This is a genomic window from Dethiobacter alkaliphilus AHT 1, assembly GCF_000174415.1.
In the GTDB taxonomy this organism is placed as follows: domain Bacteria; phylum Bacillota; class Dethiobacteria; order Dethiobacterales; family Dethiobacteraceae; genus Dethiobacter; species Dethiobacter alkaliphilus.
The window spans coordinates 158,872-175,737 of record NZ_ACJM01000003.1; the positions used below are offsets into that span (position 1 = coordinate 158,872).

The 16,866-nt window shown below is 50.5% G+C and carries 19 protein-coding genes and 1 riboswitch; of the genes, 2 read left to right on the forward strand and 17 right to left on the reverse strand.

The genetic code is table 11. From position 1 onward, the window contains the following. Positions 1-31 precede the first annotated feature (31 nt). Entirely contained in the window at positions 32-319 is a 288-nt protein-coding gene (locus tag DEALDRAFT_RS04090; protein WP_008515149.1) for a hypothetical protein, read from the reverse strand. 327 nt (positions 320-646) lie between these two features. Here DEALDRAFT_RS04090 and DEALDRAFT_RS04095 point away from each other — a divergent pair, with 327 nt between their 5' ends. Further along, on the forward strand, positions 647-1,558 hold the full coding sequence (locus DEALDRAFT_RS04095; RefSeq protein WP_243441137.1) for a DMT family transporter: 912 nt from the start codon (positions 647-649) through the stop codon (positions 1,556-1,558). 139 nt (positions 1,559-1,697) lie between these two features. Here the strand turns inward: DEALDRAFT_RS04095 and DEALDRAFT_RS04100 are convergent, their stop codons facing one another. From DEALDRAFT_RS04100 to DEALDRAFT_RS04175, 16 genes are all read right to left on the reverse strand, one after another. Beyond that, on the reverse strand, positions 1,698-2,291 hold the full coding sequence (locus DEALDRAFT_RS04100; protein WP_008515153.1) for a thiamine phosphate synthase: 594 nt from the start codon (positions 2,289-2,291) through the stop codon (positions 1,698-1,700). Further along, positions 2,288-3,391, reverse strand: coding sequence for a 2-iminoacetate synthase ThiH (gene thiH / locus DEALDRAFT_RS04105; protein WP_008515156.1), 1,104 nt, complete (start codon positions 3,389-3,391; stop codon positions 2,288-2,290). Before thiH ends, DEALDRAFT_RS04100 begins: the two co-directional genes overlap by 4 nt. Positions 3,392-3,395: 4 nt before the next feature. Next, positions 3,396-4,160 carry a thiazole synthase gene (locus DEALDRAFT_RS04110; protein WP_008515158.1) on the reverse strand — a complete coding sequence of 255 codons (765 nt, stop codon included), beginning with the start codon at positions 4,158-4,160 and terminating at the stop codon, positions 3,396-3,398. Positions 4,161-4,162: 2 nt separating this feature from the next. Then, complete coding sequence (gene thiF, locus DEALDRAFT_RS04115) at positions 4,163-4,969, reverse strand: sulfur carrier protein ThiS adenylyltransferase ThiF (RefSeq protein ID WP_008515160.1); 807 nt, start codon at positions 4,967-4,969, stop codon at positions 4,163-4,165. 1 nt (position 4,970) lies between these two features. Continuing rightward, positions 4,971-5,165 carry a sulfur carrier protein ThiS gene (gene thiS / locus DEALDRAFT_RS04120; RefSeq protein ID WP_008515162.1) on the reverse strand — a complete coding sequence of 65 codons (195 nt, stop codon included), beginning with the start codon at positions 5,163-5,165 and terminating at the stop codon, positions 4,971-4,973. Between the two features lie 157 nt (positions 5,166-5,322). After that, a riboswitch (TPP riboswitch) is annotated at positions 5,323-5,433 on the reverse strand. Positions 5,434-5,493: 60 nt separating this feature from the next. Next, positions 5,494-6,495, reverse strand: coding sequence for a hydrogenase expression/formation protein HypE (gene hypE, locus DEALDRAFT_RS04125; protein WP_008515164.1), 1,002 nt, complete (start codon positions 6,493-6,495; stop codon positions 5,494-5,496). Then, positions 6,492-7,571, reverse strand: coding sequence for a hydrogenase formation protein HypD (gene hypD, locus DEALDRAFT_RS04130; RefSeq protein WP_008515166.1), 1,080 nt, complete (start codon positions 7,569-7,571; stop codon positions 6,492-6,494). Before hypD ends, hypE begins: the two co-directional genes overlap by 4 nt. Further along, complete coding sequence (locus tag DEALDRAFT_RS04135) at positions 7,564-7,782, reverse strand: HypC/HybG/HupF family hydrogenase formation chaperone (RefSeq protein WP_008515167.1); 219 nt, start codon at positions 7,780-7,782, stop codon at positions 7,564-7,566. Before DEALDRAFT_RS04135 ends, hypD begins: the two co-directional genes overlap by 8 nt. Continuing rightward, positions 7,782-10,073: a carbamoyltransferase HypF gene (gene hypF, locus DEALDRAFT_RS04140; RefSeq protein WP_008515169.1), complete on the reverse strand. Its 2,292-nt coding sequence runs from the start codon at positions 10,071-10,073 to the stop codon at positions 7,782-7,784. Before hypF ends, DEALDRAFT_RS04135 begins: the two co-directional genes overlap by 1 nt. Continuing rightward, positions 10,045-10,749, reverse strand: coding sequence for a hydrogenase nickel incorporation protein HypB (hypB, locus tag DEALDRAFT_RS04145; RefSeq protein WP_008515171.1), 705 nt, complete (start codon positions 10,747-10,749; stop codon positions 10,045-10,047). The genes hypF and hypB overlap by 29 nt, the downstream gene beginning before the upstream one ends. Further along, positions 10,730-10,996, reverse strand: a complete 267-nt coding sequence (locus tag DEALDRAFT_RS04150) for a hydrogenase maturation nickel metallochaperone HypA/HybF (RefSeq protein ID WP_008515172.1) — start codon at positions 10,994-10,996, stop codon at positions 10,730-10,732. Before DEALDRAFT_RS04150 ends, hypB begins: the two co-directional genes overlap by 20 nt. Before the next feature lie 12 nt (positions 10,997-11,008). Beyond that, positions 11,009-11,488, reverse strand: a complete 480-nt coding sequence (locus DEALDRAFT_RS04155; RefSeq protein WP_008515174.1) for a hydrogenase maturation protease — start codon at positions 11,486-11,488, stop codon at positions 11,009-11,011. Further along, positions 11,488-12,771, reverse strand: coding sequence for a Ni/Fe hydrogenase subunit alpha (locus tag DEALDRAFT_RS04160; RefSeq protein ID WP_008515176.1), 1,284 nt, complete (start codon positions 12,769-12,771; stop codon positions 11,488-11,490). The genes DEALDRAFT_RS04155 and DEALDRAFT_RS04160 overlap by 1 nt, the downstream gene beginning before the upstream one ends. Then, a complete protein-coding gene (locus DEALDRAFT_RS04165; protein WP_008515178.1) occupies positions 12,768-13,532 on the reverse strand; it encodes an NADH-quinone oxidoreductase subunit B family protein in 765 nt (254 codons plus the stop codon). The genes DEALDRAFT_RS04160 and DEALDRAFT_RS04165 overlap by 4 nt, the downstream gene beginning before the upstream one ends. Before the next feature lie 2 nt (positions 13,533-13,534). Further along, entirely contained in the window at positions 13,535-14,383 is an 849-nt protein-coding gene (locus DEALDRAFT_RS04170) for an FAD/NAD(P)-binding protein (protein ID WP_008515179.1), read from the reverse strand. A 1-nt stretch (position 14,384) separates the two neighbouring features. Beyond that, the gene (locus DEALDRAFT_RS04175; RefSeq protein WP_008515180.1) at positions 14,385-15,476 is read right to left on the reverse strand and encodes a 4Fe-4S dicluster domain-containing protein; all 1,092 of its coding nucleotides are present in this window, start codon (positions 15,474-15,476) and stop codon (positions 14,385-14,387) included. A gap of 237 nt (positions 15,477-15,713) precedes the next feature. Between DEALDRAFT_RS04175 and DEALDRAFT_RS04180 the strand changes: the two genes are divergently transcribed. Continuing rightward, positions 15,714-16,853: a phosphodiester glycosidase family protein gene (locus DEALDRAFT_RS04180; protein ID WP_008515181.1), complete on the forward strand. Its 1,140-nt coding sequence runs from the start codon at positions 15,714-15,716 to the stop codon at positions 16,851-16,853. Positions 16,854-16,866: the final 13 nt, after the last annotated feature.

Sequence of the window (16,866 nt, forward strand, 5' to 3'; positions counted from 1 at the left end):
GCAAAAAAATAACGCCCGCGGGCGTTATTTTTTAAATCTCCAGCATTTTAAGTTTTTTTGAGAACAGGTTTTTCTCAAAGGCGATCTTGACGGTTTTGCCATAGTTCTCCAGTATTAGCTCTTCGTTAAGATAGACCTGGAGATCATGGGGTGTAATCAGTTTAAACAAATCCATGTTTTCCGGTTTGCCCAGGACTATCTTTGGGAAAGCTTTGCCTGCATCCTCGCCTTCTCCCTCTGTTCTTTCATAATCAATGGTCAGTACATGGCCGTTTTTTCGCAAATAGTCCAATGCTTTTTGCTCAATATGCAGCAGCACTCTAATTCCTCCCAATGACAGATTATGATACGTTGCGTTACCATCACTATATGCCACTGCTTGTACCAGATATCACCGTTTTTTATAAGTATTCAAAAAACCAGCCTACATTTGGACTGGTAGTGTCTCAATAAAGCACAGAAAGTTCAAATTGTGTGCCCTATTAAAGACAGACAGTGACTAAAGAGGCTTAACAAAGGATAATTTCAGGCAAAGGGCGAATAACTCTTAGATTAGAAAATTGGCGGGGCTAACCCCTGTACGGAAAAGTTTTTCCAGGCTTACATGACATAGTTTTTTGACTTGAGAGGATGTGTTTTGCTCGCCATGGGCGGAGTTCTGGCATTATTTGCAGCACTTAGTTTCACGTTAGATAATATCTTTATCCGCAAAGGTCTGTTGGGAGAAAAACCGGGTACTGTCTGGGATGTACGGTTCATTGTTTCTTCAACCTGCTTAATGCTGTTTATTATCGGTGCAGTGGTAGCGACCCTGCTCGGCTATCCCTTTGTCCAGGAGTTAATGCAGCTTTCCCTGACTGATATTTTGTTGCTGGTGGTGGCCGGGATACTGGGACCATTTGCCGGCGCTTTTCTTTTCTCTACTGCCATAGCACAAATTGGTGCTTCCCATACTTCAGCACTGTGGACCGGGGCCAATCCTCTGTTTGCAGCATTGCTTGGCGTGGTCTTTATGGGCGACATACCGGACCTGTTGGGCATTATCTCGGTTCTGATGATTATTGGCGGTATTCTGATTGTAGGTTATCACGGCCATGCAGAAACAACAAAAGTATTGGAAACAAAACTGGCCGGAGGTTTATTGGCGATCCTTTCCGGTGTATGCATTGCACTATCCCAGGTTGTCAGAGGAACTGCCATGACCATGGGGGCAACCACCAATACCGCTTTATTTGTCTACCAGGGCACGGCTTTTTTTGTGGTGACCGCAGTTCTCCTCTTTAAAAGAAAAAACCTGCTTCATATTAAGCAGATCAGCCGCCGCAGCCTGTTGTGTTACACTGTTTCGGGCACGGGAATGCTTTTGGGCAGTTATTTTCTTTTAGCTTCATTTAATTTCATACCGGTATGGCAGGCGGTGGCCATCCGCAACATTCAGCCGCTTTTTGCCATCCTGTTTTCCTGTCTCCTGCTAAAAAAAGTAGACAGGATCAGCTTCCGTTTAGTCCTGGGCGCCACATTGGTCACCGCAGGGGTTGTCATTCTTAACGTTTACTGATGTTGTCACCTATTTTCTATTAATAGCAGATACTCAGAGAGAAGCACACCGAAAGCCGGCCTGCAAAAAATGAAGGCCGGCTTTCTTAAATTCCAATTAAAATGACCCTTGTTGGCTTACTAAACAAACATATCTTATATTATATTTCTTCCAGTCTGCTTCTCAGGCTTTTTAGGTAACTGCCGTCCGCATCTTCCATGGCAGAAGACATGACGGCAATACCGTGGGCTCCCGCTTTAATTACCGCCGAAACATTGTCTGTACTAATTCCGCCGATGGCAATTACGGGAATGGAAACACTGCTGGTAACGGCCTCTACAAAACTAAGGCCCTTTCCCCCCAGGCCGGGCTTACAGTCTGTTTTAAAGATATTGCCGGCAATAATGTAATCTGCTCCCAGCTTTTGGGCGGTTAGTGCTTCTTCGATTGTGTGGATGGATAAGCCCAGCCTAGTGCGGACATTTTCCTGTCGGTAGTTTTTAATGCCGCTGTGATAGCCAAAAGCTTCAATTTGCCCAGCAACCTGAAGGTTGTTGTTTATTATCAGGGGAGTGTTGTAGGAGTCGGTAATCTTTTTTACCTGTTGGGCCAAATCCAGAAGTTCCTGGTGGCTCAGGTCTTTCTCTCTTAAAATGATGGCATCGGCAAAGGGGCACGCTCTGTTAACGGCATCGCAGAGGGTGCCGTCTTTGACCAGTTTTCTGTTGGTTACAACAAAGAGTTTGTTTTTCAAAACGGTTCCCAGTCCTTAAAAATGGGATTATAGCCCTTCTCTCTGATGGCACACCTTATCTCCTCCACCGTTCTGCCGTCTGCAATGTCAAACTGGCTTGTGCTTTTGTCTTCAATGCTGTGGCCGCCCACCTGAGTGGAAACGGCGGCAGACATTTTGGTAACGCCAAGAGGGATCAGGTTGTCCCTGAATTCGGCGCTTTCCCTGGTGGTGATATTGATGCCTGCTCTTGGCAGGAAGATTTTATAGGCCAGCATGGCCTGCACCAGGTTCTTTTCCGTCACTTCGTAAATCTTTGTTTCGGTACCCTTGTGAGGGCGGATTCTGGGGGTGGAAAGGGTAAGTTCCAGGGCAGGATAGTTGTCCTGGAGGTATTGGCCGTGCAACCCTGTAAAGAAGGCTTCCTGCCGCCAGGGGGACAGGCCCAGCAGCGCTCCGATGCTTACCGAATGAATTCCCGATTTTGCTGCCCTTTCTGCTGCTTCCAGCCTGTATTGGTAGTTGCTTTTGGGGCCTTTGGGGTGTACCGTTTTGTAGGTGTCTTTGTTATAGACTTCCTGGTAAATGGTGAGGCCGTCGGCGCCTGCTTCAATTAGTTGGCGGTACTCTTGTTGCTCCAGTGGATAGATCTCGATGGAAATGGAGCTAAAGTATTTTTTAATGAGGGAGATGCAGTCTTTGATATAGGAGACAGGAGTATGGGTTCTGGATTCTCCGGTGAGGAGGATAATGTGGCGAAACCCCTGGTTGCGGATGGCCAGGGCCTCTTTTTCTGCATCTTCAAGAGAGAGTTTTTTGCGTTTGATTTCATTGCTGGAGTTATAGCCGCAATAGGTGCAGGCATTGACGCAGTAATTGGCAAGATACATGGGTGTGTATAGGACCACGGTCCGGCCAAACTGGTTTAGAGCTATCTTGTGAGCTTTCTGAGCCATCTCTTCCAGATAGTTTTCGGCCTGTGGAGAGAGAAGGCAGAGAAAGTCTTCTTCATTGATGCTGGGTTTGATGAGAGCGTAGCGTATTCTGTCTTCGGTTACCGAAGCAAAAAAGGCAGCGAAGTCCAGTGTCTCATATGTGGCGATTTTTTCATAAGCACTCATCAGCTCACCTCAAAAACCCGGTGAGGGGTGAGGATGCCTCGGCAACTGTTCTTTGCGGTCCTAATCTGGAAAGGTAAGCCTTTCTTCCCGCTTCGGTGGCCAGTTTAAAGGCCTCCCCCATGGCTACCGGATCACCCGAGGATGCTATGGCGGTATTGACCAGCACCGCATCTGCTCCCATCTCCATGGCCTCTGCGGCATGGGAGGGGGCGCCAAGGCCGGCATCCACGATGATGGGAAGATTCATTTCATCTATGAGAATGCGCACCATTTCCTTTGTTTTAATGCCTCTGTTGCTGCCAATGGGCGCTCCCAAAGGCATTACTGCCGCCGCTCCGGCATCGGCCATCCTTTTGGCATCCATTAAATCCGGGTTCATATAAGGGAGAACGACGAAGCCTTCTTTGGCCAAGATTTCCGTTGCTTTGATGGTTTCGTAATTGTCGGGCAAGAGATATTTGTTATCGGAGATGACTTCAATTTTAATCCAGTTGCCGCAGCCGGCGGCTTGTGCCAGCCGGGCGATACGTACGGCCTCCTCTGCAGTTCTTGCACCGGAGGTGTTGGGCAAGAGAGTTATTTTTTTATCGATGAAGTTTAGGATGTTTTCCTCACTGGAGGTAATATCCACCCTTCTTAGAGCAACGGTTACCACTTGGGTTCCGCTGCTTTCTATAACCTGTGGCAGTATTTCATTGGATGAGTATTTTCCGGTACCGATAAGAAGCCTGCTTTCCAGTTCTGTAGAACCAATTTGCAGTTTATCCATAGCTATTCCCCCTCTTCTTCTAAGATAATGCGCAGTACGGTATTGGCCTGTTGGTTGGCGGCTATGGAAACCCGGGGAGCCATAAGCCCCTGGCCGGGCCTTGCTTCATTTACGCCGTCGCCGATGAGGAAAAAGTTTTTTCCCGCTTTTCTGGCGGTGATGCTGTTGCCGGAAAAAAAGCCTGCCATGCCGGAGGCGGCCACCAACTTCTTATCCTTCATTTTGGTCAGCACCGTGTTTGTGAGAAGGGCCTTGGATACCGCATTATCGAAGGCCTCCATGATAATATCCACATCTTTGAAGATCTCTGCCATGTTGCTTTCATCCAGGAAAGTATCTATTGTTTCCACTTCCACAAAGGGATTGCACTCCTGAATTAAGTCTTTCAAGGCTTCTGTTTTTTTCATGCCGATATGGCGGATGAAATACTGCTGGCGGTTTAAATTGCTGGGTTCTACCACGTCAAAATCCACCAGCAAAAGCTTGCCGATGCCGATTCTGGCCAGGGACATGGCGGCGTTGGAGCCCAGGCCTCCCAGGCCGGCAATGCCTACGCTAAAGTTTTTAACCTTTTCATGCACACCGGGAGTATGCCTGGAAAGGAGCATGGCCTCCATTTCTTCCATGGAAGGCATCTCTCCCTTTTTAATCAGTACTACCCGATCATTTTCCTGCAGTATGGGATTTTCCTTAGTAATAAAGCCGTTATAGACCAGCACGTCTGCGTCCTTTTTAATCTCTTCCTTTAAATCGTGCAAAGTCTGGCCTTCTTTTATTGTCAGTGCTTTTTCATTAACGTAAATCTGCATCTCAACCTCCACCTACAAAGCTTATTAACTCCACCGCAGCTGTGGAGCTAAGCTTTTTTTGCCGGTACTCATCTTTGGGGACAATTTGCTGATCCACTTCCACCACAACTTTGTTAGGGTCAAGGGACAGCTCTTCCAATAGCTTTGCAACTGTGATGCCCTCGGGAAAGTCTTTTTCTGTGCCGTTAATAATCATGCGTACTCCTTTCTTTTTTCAGGGAACTAAAAAAGAGAGCATAAATGCTCCCTCATAACCTGTAGTTCAAGCTAGGCACGGTTTACGCTGCCGGTTTGCTAACTACATATAAATTACTTACCGGAAAATAAAAAGCAAATTCACAGGGAATTTGCTTAAAGTTTAACCGGAACCATCCCTACGTTGGCATTACCCAAATCAGGTTATGAGGGTCAGGGAAACACATCCCACTCTCAGCCTGCTTAGGCAGGCTCCCCTGGAAGTATTTTGTTTTAGTAGTTCTAATTTACCATGGAAAAGAACCGGAATCAAGAGACAATTTTTCTACTCAGCATATTCTGGGCACTGGAATGCCTGCCGGCATTTCCACAAGGCGAGTGCCCCCTGCTTCAGTTTTCATGAGTACTTCCCCGCTGCCGGAGGCCACCGTTCCGATAATTACCGCATCGGCGCCCAGGGGATGAGCTTGCAGCATGTTTAATAGATCTGCTGCTGAATCCTTTTGGACTACAAACAGCATTTTTCCCTCGTTGGCCAGAGTAAGGGGATCCAGCCCTAACATATCTGAGGCGGCCTTAACCTGTGGCCGGATTGGTATGTGGCGCTCTTGCAAAATTATATCGGCCCCGGCAGCCTGAGCCAGTTCATTGAGGGAGGCGGCCGCGCCGCCGCGAGTGGGATCCCGCAACCAGCGCACAGCGGGGAATAAATCCTCCACTGCGGACAGCAAGCTGCTTAGAGGTGCACAGTCGCTTTTTACTTGTGTTTCAAAGGCCAGGCCTTCGCGCTCTGACAAAACGGCAATACCATGGTCGCCCAAAGTGCCGGAAACGATAATTGCGTCTCCCGGCTGTATTTCCCGAGGGGAGAGCTTCAGTCCCCTGTAGACCTGGCCGATTCCCGTAGTATTAATATAAATCCCGTCGGCCTGGCCCCTGGGCACTACTTTTGTATCTCCCGCCACCACCGCCACATCGCATTCCTTGGCGGTTTGGGCCATGGAAGCCACAATCTGTTCCAACTGGGAGAGCAAAAACCCCTCTTCCAGAATAAAAGCGGCAGTAAGATACATGGGCCTTGCTCCCCCCGCTGTCAAATCGTTTATGGTGCCGCAAACAGAGAGTTTACCGATATCACCGCCGGGGAAAAAGACCGGTTGGACAACAAAGGAATCTGTGGTGACTGCTAAGGCGCGGTTAGGCGTGGGTAGTATGGTAGCATCAGATAAGTGCTCCAGATAGGGGTTCCATAGATAGCGAAGAAACAGGTTTTGTACCAGTTGGGCGGAAAAGGCACCGCCGTCCCCGTGGGACAGGGTTACCCGGCTCATAGAGTCACCGCCTTTTTTCGTTCATAACGGAAGTAAGCTGCACAAGCCCCTTCCGAAGAAACCATACAAGGTCCTTCCGGTGAGAGAGGATTACATTTGCTGCCAAACAGTGCGCAGTCGGGAGGGGTAATTTCACCCAAAAGAACATTGGCACAGCGGCAGGCAGAGTTTTCCGGGGTATCTTGAGGTGTTACGGGGAAGCGCAGGCGGGCGTCAAACTGGGTCAACTCCCGGCGCAAAGACAGGCCGCTTTGCTCGATAAGGCCCAGGCCGCGCCAGTTGGCATCACTTGGGGCAAAGACTTTCTCAATTAGCGCCCTGGCCTGGGGATTTCCTTCCTCCCGAACAACAGAGGGGTAACAGTTCACCACAGCTGCCTCATCCTTTGTAGCCATTTCCACCAAAGCTAAAACAGCAGTCAGGATATCTGTCAACTCAAAGCCTGTGACAGCGGCGGGCAAATGATAATGGGAGGCCACAAAATCCTGGGCCTTCCTGCCGATTACCGCACTGACATGGCCCGGCAGGATCAGCCCGTGTAATGAGGACTTACCTCCACCAAGCAGGGCATGCAGAGCAGCAGGCATGGTTTTCACACAGGAGAAAACCGAGTAATTATCCAGGCCGTATTGGCGGGCTAACTCCACTGACATGGCAATGGCCGGGGCTGTGGTTTCAAAACCTACGCCCAGGAAAACAAACTGGCGGTCTTGTTCCTGTTGTGCCATTTTTACCGCTTCAAAGGGTGAATAAACTGCACGAACATCTGCACCGGCGGCTTTCTCCAATTCCAGTGTAGTTTCACTGCCGGGAACGCGCAGCATATCGCCAAAGGTGGCGATGGTGACGCCGGGTTGGCGTGAGAGCATAATCATCTGGTCCAGGTCGTACTGCGAGGTGACACACACCGGACAACCGGGGCCGCTGACCAGCTCCAGCTCCGGGGTCAACAGGGACCGGATACCACAGCGGCCAATGGCGGTGGTATGGGTCCCGCAAACTTCCATCAGGCGCAGCGGCTGTGTAATATTGCTTTTTATCCTGTGGATCAGGGCTGAAACCGTCTGTTCATTCATGCCCTTCCAACTCCTTTAGCAGGGCCAGTGTTTCTTCTGCGTCCTGCAGGTCTATCTGCTGGATAGCCAGGCCGGCATGAACCAGTACCCAGGAGCCTGGAACCGCTTTGGGCACCAAAGTCATCATCACTTCCATGCGGTTTCCGCAATAATCTACAGTCCCCCACATACCGCTGTTTTCAATTACCTCACAAGGCATACCGATACACATCAGACCGTCCTCCTCCATGCGGCCACCAGTGCCTGGCCCAAAGCCAGGCCGCCGTCATTTGCCGGCACCTGCCGCTGTGTATAAACCTGAAAACCTGCCGCCTGCAACCGTGTCCTGAGCGCGGTGAGCAAATAAGGGTTCTGAAACGAGCCACCGCTTAAAACAACCCGGTCCAGTCCGTTTTTCTGCCTGACCCGCTCCACCGCAGCGGCAAACATCTCCACAATGGTTGCTTCAAAAGCTGCAGCAATCATTCCCGCATCTTTGCCGCGCAGAAAATCTTCGGCAAGACTATGCATTAGTGTACTGCAGCTGATGGTTTTTCCTTCTATGGTAAAGGGATAAGTACCTCGCTCATGGCCCAGGGCAGCTTCTGCCAGCTCCATGGGTGCCTGGCCGTCATAGGTGTTTTCCCGGCAGATACCTAAAAGTGCCGCCGCCGCATCATAGAGCCTGCCGCAGCTGGAGGCCATGGGAGAGTTTACTTTTCGTTTAAGCATGGTGGACAAAAGGTCTATCTCTCTTTCCTTGTCGGCAAAGAGTGCTTTTGCCAGTGTGACACCTTCCTCCCCCGTACTTTGCCATAACCAGGAGACGGCCATCCGCCAGGGGTGGCGTACTGCCGCTTCTCCTCCGGGAAGGGGTACCGGCTCCAGGTGGAATTCCCGCTCAAAGTCCAAATAATCGCCACTGAGTACTTCACCGCCCCAGATTGTACCGTCCCGGCCATAGCCGGTGCCGTCACATATCACACCAATTACCGGGCCGGTTAGGTAGTTTTCTCCCATACAGGAGGCCAGGTGAGCATGATGATGCCATACCGTCTCATGGGTTCCCGGCTTTTTGGCGGCCAAGGCTGCCGAGTGGTAGCCGGGATGACAATCAAAGGCCACAATGGTTGGCTCAACCTGTAACATCTCAGCCAGTTCTCCCGCCGCTTCCAGATGGACGCGGCGTGTTTCCGCATAGGCCAAATCCCCGATATGGGGGCCGGGGTAAGCATGGCCGTCCTTTAGGAAACAGAAGGAGTTTTTAAGATCCCCGCCGGCTGCAAATACCTGGGCAGAGTTGTTAGGTACGGGTACCGGAATGGATGCCGGGACGTACCCCCGGGAGCGCCGCAGCAGATGCGGGACTTTCTGAATTACCTGCAGCAGGGAATCGTCACAGCGTTTATGAATTGGCCGGTTATGGGTCAGAAAAAAATCTGCCACCGTTCCTAAATCACGCAATGCTTCCTGGGTGTCTTTGGCCAGGGGCAGGCCGGTTTCATTACCGCTGGTCATCACCAGCATCTCCAAGTCCTGATCAAAGAGTAGATGGTGCAGCGGTGTGTAGGGCAGCATCACGCCCAGTGTGCCTGCCTTGGGAGCCAGGCCTTTTGGCAAAATAGAGCCGGGCCGGCGCCTGAGCACCACAATGGGAGCTTCCGGGGAGTCCAGAAGCTCTGCTTCTTTTTCATCTACAGAACAATAACGGCGCACCAGGGCTTCATCGCGGCACATCACCGCAAAGGGCCTAGCCGGCCGTCCTTTACGGTACCGCAAGGTTTGAACAGCTTCCGGGTTTTTTGCATCACAGGCCAGGTGAAATCCACCCAGGCCTTTAACGGCCAAAATATGTCCCGCTTTTAGCAGAGCAAGGGTCTTCTCCCGCCAGTGTCCCGGCACCGTTTCTCCCTTGCTGTCACAGAGCGCAGCCTGAGGTCCGCACTGCGGGCAGGCGTTGGGCTGGGCGTGAAACCGCCGGTTTAGAGGATTATGATATTCCTCTTCACATTCCTCACACATGGCAAAGCCGGACATGGTGGTCTCTTTACGGTCGTAAGGTACGCCCTGAATAATTGTATAGCGCGGCCCGCAATCGGTGCAGTTGGTAAAAGGATACTGGTGGCGCCGGTTGTGTGGTGACAGGATATCTTCCCGGCAACTGGGGCAGACTGCCACATCGGCGGGGATGCGGGGCACACCGTCACCTTCAGAGCCGCTCTCCCGAATGATGAACTTATGGTCACCGGCAGTATCAATGACGGTACAGCGGATATCATTGATGCGGGCCAGCCGCAGCGAACATTGTTTCAGTTCCGCAAGAAACTGATCCACGCTTAAAGCAGAACCTTCAACCTCCATCACCACGCCTTGTCTGTTATTGAGAACCCATCCTTTTAGAGAGCGCTTCACCGCTTCACGATATATATAGGGACGAAACCCTACGCCCTGTACCACACCGCTGACTTCAACGCGCAGGCGCATCCGCTGCGCTTTACCGGGCCCGGGCAGATTCACAGCCATGGGTTTCGCCTCTCTTCTTTTCTACAAGTTGTCTTACCCAGTCCAGCCAGGAAACAAAACCATCGCCTTTTATGGCCGACAGTTCCAATACCGGAGCCTTTTGATTTAAGGAATGCAGCACATCTCTTACCTCCGGCAGGTTAAACGGCACATAGGGAAGCAGATCTGTTTTGCTTAAAAGAATAACATCCGCTTCTCTAAATACCTGCGGGTATTTTTCCGGTTTATCGTCTCCCTCTGTTACGCTGAGGACCACCGCCGTGGCATCCTCACCCAGGTCAAAACCGGCGGGGCAAACCAGGTTCCCCACATTTTCAATAATTAATAAGTCCAGTTGGGAAAGGGGCAAATCGCTGACCACGCCGCCAATCATGGGCGCATCCAGATGACACCCTCCCTCGGTGTTAATCTGTACCACCTGTATGTTACTTTGGGCCAGTCGCTCTGCATCCCGGGCCGTATAAAGGTCACCTTCAATGACGGCGATGCGCAGATCAGTGCTTAACTTAGGCAGGCTTTCTTCCAGCAGGGTGGTCTTGCCTGCGCCGGGGCTGCCCAGAATGTTTAGAACACAAACGCCGTGCCGCTTAAAAAGAGAACGGAGCTCGGCGGCCTCCGATTTGTTTTTGGCCCGTAAATCCCGGGCCAGTTTTACTTTAACAACTGTGTTCGCCATGGGCCTGTTCCCCCTCGTACTCCACGATTTCCAGCTGATTGCCCTCTTTTTTAATAATCTCCAGGGCAGCATCGTGTAAAATGGTTTGCTGTTTAGCCAAATCAAAGCAAAACTGCAGTGAATCCGGCTGAACATGCGAAAGACTGCCAATTGTCAGTGTAACAGAATTTACTTTTTCGATACCGCGCTCACAGGCGTCCCGGCTGACCTGTTCAATAACTTCGGATATCAGGGACAATTCATGCAAAATATCAGCTCCTTACACAGATAAGCCTTCCTGGGAGAGCAAATCCATGACCCTTTGAACCGCTTCGGCCACCGCATCCTGTACCGGCAAAGACATGCTCTTTCCCGGGCCAAGATTTACCGGGTCAATTTCAATGCCCACAAATTCAATTTGTTTGGGAAGCCGCTCCGGATGCAGCACCATCCCCAAAGATAATGTTTCCGCCACAGAAAAGCCGTGCAAAGAAGAACACGGCCTGGCCGTATCCAGGGCATCTAAGTGAAACGACAGTACGCTGCCCACTTCACCCTCAGACATCACCGCATCCACAATAATAGCTTTGTCAAAGCCTGCCAAAATATCCAACAAGCCCACCCCCGGCATCCCTGCCTCCACCAGCTCTACCCCTTCCGGCAGTTTAACCTCCTTAAGAGCAGCGGCCACGGCAAGGCCTGCGGTATCATCACCGCAAAGGCCGTTGCCGCAGCCCACTATCACTGTTTTAGCAGTCATTATCTGTTAATCCTCAGTTTCAGGAAATGAACGGAGCAGGAAAAACAGGGGTCGTAATTGCGGATGTACATCTCACATTTTAAGGTCAGCTCTTCATCGGAGAGATCCAGATGCTCCGGGATAAAGCGCCGTAAACCTTCTTCCATGTTCTTCACATTCCTGGATGTGGGGGCCACAATATCCGCCTCTTCCACCACTCCCAGTTCGTTAAAGCAGTAACTGTGAGATAAAATACCCCGCGGCGCTTCAGTGATGGCAGCCCCACAGCCGGGACGCACAATGTAGCCGTTTTTCTCCGGTACCGGCTTACCCAAAGCGTCAATTATCTCCAAAGACTCTTCTATGCTGTGGACCAACTCCGCTACCCTGGCATCCACACTGTGGAAGGGGTTTTTGGAGGGGAAGCTGACACCGGTCAAAGCGGCAGCTTCTTTGGCCTTGCCCGAGAGCCGGTCAAAATTAAGGTTCACCCGCGCCAGCGGACCCACCAGAAACGAATTTCCGGACAAAGAGGAGTGCAGCGCATGGGAAGGACTCACATGTGCTTCATGCAGGAATTCCCGGTAATCCGCCGGGTCAATATCCAGGCCGTTGTCGGAGACCAGCCGGCCGCCGTTTACCGCATATTCCTTCTTATCTGAGAGCGCCACCGAGGTAAAATCCCAAGACATGTCAGGAACAGAAAGCCCGCCCACCAGCTTTGCCGCTGCCATACCGCCCTCCAGAGCCGCTTCCAGTCTTTCTGCAGCCTGCTTCAGTGCTTCCTGGGAAGGAAGATCGGAAAAACCACCCACCCGCGGTGTAACGGGATGGACTTCCCGTCCACCGATTAAGGCGGTGATGTCATTGCCCAGCCGCTTTAAGTCCAGAGCCAGCTTTACTTCATCGGGAAAATCTTCGGCCATGGAAATGACACTCTCATAACCGAGAAAGTCGGGCGCAGCCAGCATAAAGACATGTAAGACATGACTCTGGATAAACTGGCTTAGGGCAAACAATTTACGCAACAGCCTGGTCTGCTCACTGACCTCCACATCAAAGGCATGTTCAATGGCATTGATGGAGGTCATTTGGTACGACACCGGACAAATGCCGCAGATGCGGGCGGTGATATCCGGGAGTTCCCGGTATTTCCTGCCCACAAGGAAGTTCTGAAAAAACCGCGGCGGTTCAAAGACATTTAGCTTAAGGCTTTCTATGGTGCCGTTAACCAGATTTACATCCAGCGCCGCTTCCCCTTCCAGCCTGCTGATATAATCCACTTTAATGGAGCGATTGGTCATCGGGATCCCTCCCTTTTGCGCAAGTCCATATCCAACCCGGCATACTTCTGGAAATTCCGGTCAATATCTGCCTTTTGCAGGCCCAGCTCGGCAAACATCTCCCTAAGCGATGCTGCGTTGGCCTCGCTGGATGGGCCATGGCAGCCTGTGCAGGCAGTGCTCCTGGCGGGACAAAGCGCTCCGCAGCCTGCCCGTGTAACCGGACCCATACAAGGGGTTTTCTCACTGACGGTGAGACAGACGTTTTCCGAGAGCTTGCACTCCACGCAGACACAATGGGGACGGATGCGCGGTGTTACGCCAAGCAGAGCGCTTTTTACAAACTCCACCAACTCATTTTTATTAATGGGACAGCCGCTAAGTTTGGCGTCGATATCCACATACTCATCAACGGGATAGGACTTTAAAGAACTAACTTCAGCGGGATGTTCATATACCCGGGCCTCCACCTCCCGCTGCGGTGTGCCGTTATTCAGTGACTGCAGCCCGCCATGACAGGCGCAGGCTCCGATTGCCACCAGCAACCCGCAGTCTCGCCGGGCCTGCTTCAGGCGCTCGATATCCTCCGGATTAACGATAGATCCTTCCACAAAACCGATATCATAGGGTCCGGGCTTATTCTCCCGCCGGGCCATAACAAAATGGGTGAGGTCCACCAACCCCAGCAAATCAAGGAGGACAGGTTCCAGGTTTAAAAACTCCAACTGGCAGCCGGAGCATGAGGCAAACTTAAAAATCGCTACTTTCGGCAATTCAGCCATAATTACACCCTCCCCAGCGCACCGACTATTTTTGCCGGTTGATTTGCCACAGCACTGTATGGGAAAACAGGGCCGTCCTGACAGACAAAACTGGTCCCAACCTGACAGCGGCCGCATTTTTTTATCCCGCAGTGCATCTTGCGTTCCAGGGAAACAAAGGTCTGTGACGGGTCAAAACCCCTTTGCTGCAGCCCACTTGCCACATACTTCATCATGATTTCCGGACCGCAGGTCATCACCACCGTGTCTTTTGGAGTACTGTCCATCATCTCAAACAGCTTGGTAACAACCCCGGTACCGTGAGCCCAGTCGGCATGTTCCGAAGAATCATCCACCGTTAAATGTACAGTAAAATCTTTGCTCCAATCGTCAAAATAACGGGTAAAAAGCATTTCCCCCGGATTCTTGGCACCATAGAGCAACTCCACTTTACCATAATCCCCGCGATTTCTGAGAATCTCATAAATGGCAGGGCGCAGGGGAGCCAGACCGATGCCGCCGGCCACAATCAGTACATCTTTACCCCTGGCTTCATCCATTGGCCACCCGGTACCGTAAGGGCCACGGATACCAATCAGGTCTCCCTTCTTTAAGCGGGAAAACATCTTCGTAAGACTGCCCACATGGCGGATGGTATGGGTAAAGGTATCCGGTGAGCAACCGTCGGAGCTGATAGAAATGGGAGCCTCTCCCACACCAAACATGCTTAGCATGTTAAACTGGCCGGGCTGAAAAGCAAAATCCCCTTTCTTCTCCTCTTCAGTAAACTGCAGAGTGAAAGTGGACGTGTCGGCGTTTTCTGCAACCACATCCAACACAACAGCAGAATGAGGAATTAACGGATTGGCCAAGTTACTCACCTCCCAGAGTAGCCGCTACATCTGTTAAATCAATATCCACCACACAGGAATGGATACAACGTCCGCAGCCCACACAACCGGTTTTATTAAACTGCTGCTGCTGATACAGCAGCTTATGGTAAATGCGCCACTGGGCCCGTGCCTCCCTGTCCTTGCGGAAGTTATGCCCCAGGGCAACCTGGGAGAACTCCATCAGCTTACAGGAATCCCATTCCCGCTGCCGCACACCGCTGCTTAAATTCAAATCCAGCTTGTCATAGACGTTGTAGCAAAAACAGGTGGGACAAACCATGGTACACGTACCACATCCCAAACACCGCTGGCGCAGTTCTTCCCAGACAGGGTGCTCCGTATTGGTTTCCAATAACTCATCCAGGTTACGGGTCAGAATATGTTTTGGCAGGCGGCGGCTGGCTGTCCCCAACCGTTCTTCTTTTTCATCCAACATATAACCCGGCGCCTCCGAAAGCATGCCCATATCACTTAACAGCTCCGCCCCGTCATCACTGCCCACCTCTATCAGATACTGGTCATCCAATTTGGTTAATAGCAGGTCATACCCCCTGGAGAGACCGGGACCGGTCTGCAGGTAATAACAGAAGCCACTGCGGCATGGTGTTACACAGTTTTCAGCAACAATTAACGTGTTTTGCCGGGTCTCGCAATAAATGGGGTCGGACATTTCTCCGCAAAAGACCTCATCCAACACGAAGAAGGAGTGGACGTCACAGGGACGCACCCCAAACAGTACTTTCTTCCCCTTATCTGCAGAATCATCTGTAAAACAGATCTTTTCACCCTGCAGACTGGTACACTGACCCTTACTTTCCTGCACCTGCTGTTTTTCAAAAGAAAAAATTGTTTCCACAGGCTGCTGCAGAGTTTTTTTCGGCGGCAAAATAGTGGGCTGATACTCCTCTGCCAACTCATCCCCACTGCCAATATTCCTGAACACAAACTCGTTCCCCTTAGCTACCGGCGCCACAACCGGGAACTGTTTAATCATTGAGTCCACAAAATCCCCCATGGCAGCAGCCGGCATACGGACAGGCCCCGTCACCACATTCCCTTTTTGCCTATCCAAAACTCCCATCCCTCCTTATTTGAATTTTCTAAATATTTAGATTATTGTAAGCCTTTTGCTACTTTTTGTCAATAGGCTATAGGTTTAATCGTCTTGTAACGGGCACCGATCACATGCGCTTTTCTTTTTCGCTTAGTAAAAATTTTCAATGCCTGAAATTTTTACTCCGTATCTGGTGCAAAATCTAAATCAAACTAAAAAGACCATCCATTACAAGTTTAGCAGGAGGTCAGCATAATGCAGGCAAAACAAATATCTTTAATTGCAGTTATTCTTATCTTACTTCATCATCCAGTGGCTAATGCCCAAACGAAACAGGTTAACCCGGACCATAACAGCAGTGTAGTTGAAATAGTACAACAATCAGTTGACACTGCTGTTGATTATCTATTTTCTCAGCAAGCAAACATTATAACTTTAACTGAATTAAAAGAAAACGTAGTAGAATCGGAAAACGAAGACATCAATCAAACAAAAGAAAAACAGGAAACTGACAGCAAAGAAACCTCTGAATCTGAATCACAAGCATCAGCTGATGAGCAAGAAGACCCTGAAGAAATTGTAGACGAACAGTCGACGGAAGCGCCCCCTGAAATGGTAGAGCCAGCACCCGCTCCGACTCCCGCTGATAACACAGCTAAGGAAGAAACTCCTGATAACACGGAAAGTACCTGTATCCATACCCGGAATTATAGTTACAACGAAAATGGTGTAAACATAGAGATAAGACATGTTGAGAAATCCCATAACCGCATTTGGATTGCCACTGTAAAACTTGTTGATCCAACGAAGCTTAGAGTTGCCTTTGCGCACGATGAGTATGGTGCTCCAAGAAAGCCCGTATCAAAAATTGCTAACAGCAATAACGCCATCTTAGCAATCAATGCCTCAGGCTTTAGTGGCAATGTCCCCTTTTCCCCTGTTGTCCGCGAGGGCGAAGTTTATAGTATGGATATCAATCATACTCCCATGGGCATAACTGCCTGTGGTATGTTGATGGATTCAGGAAAGCGGGGAGTAGAACAGATGATTGAGGACGGCGCCCATCAAGTGATTACCTTTCGCCCCGTATTAGTCAGAAACGGCCAAATGACCAGCACAGCCCAAAACAACAATACCATTCACCCCAGAACCGCCATTGGACAAAAAGAAAACGGCGACCTCATCTTTATAGTGGTGGATGGTCGTCGCAATAACTGGTCAACGGGGATTAACCTGGGAGATCTAGCCCAAATCTTCATTGATGAAGGGGCAGCCTGGGCCTATAATTTAGATGGCGGCGGTTCAACCACTCTCTATTTCAACGGTAAAGTATTAAACAAACCCTCCGACGGCCGGGAAAGGCCAGTGCCGGATATTATCTACATAGCAAAATAACTCCATTTAGTTC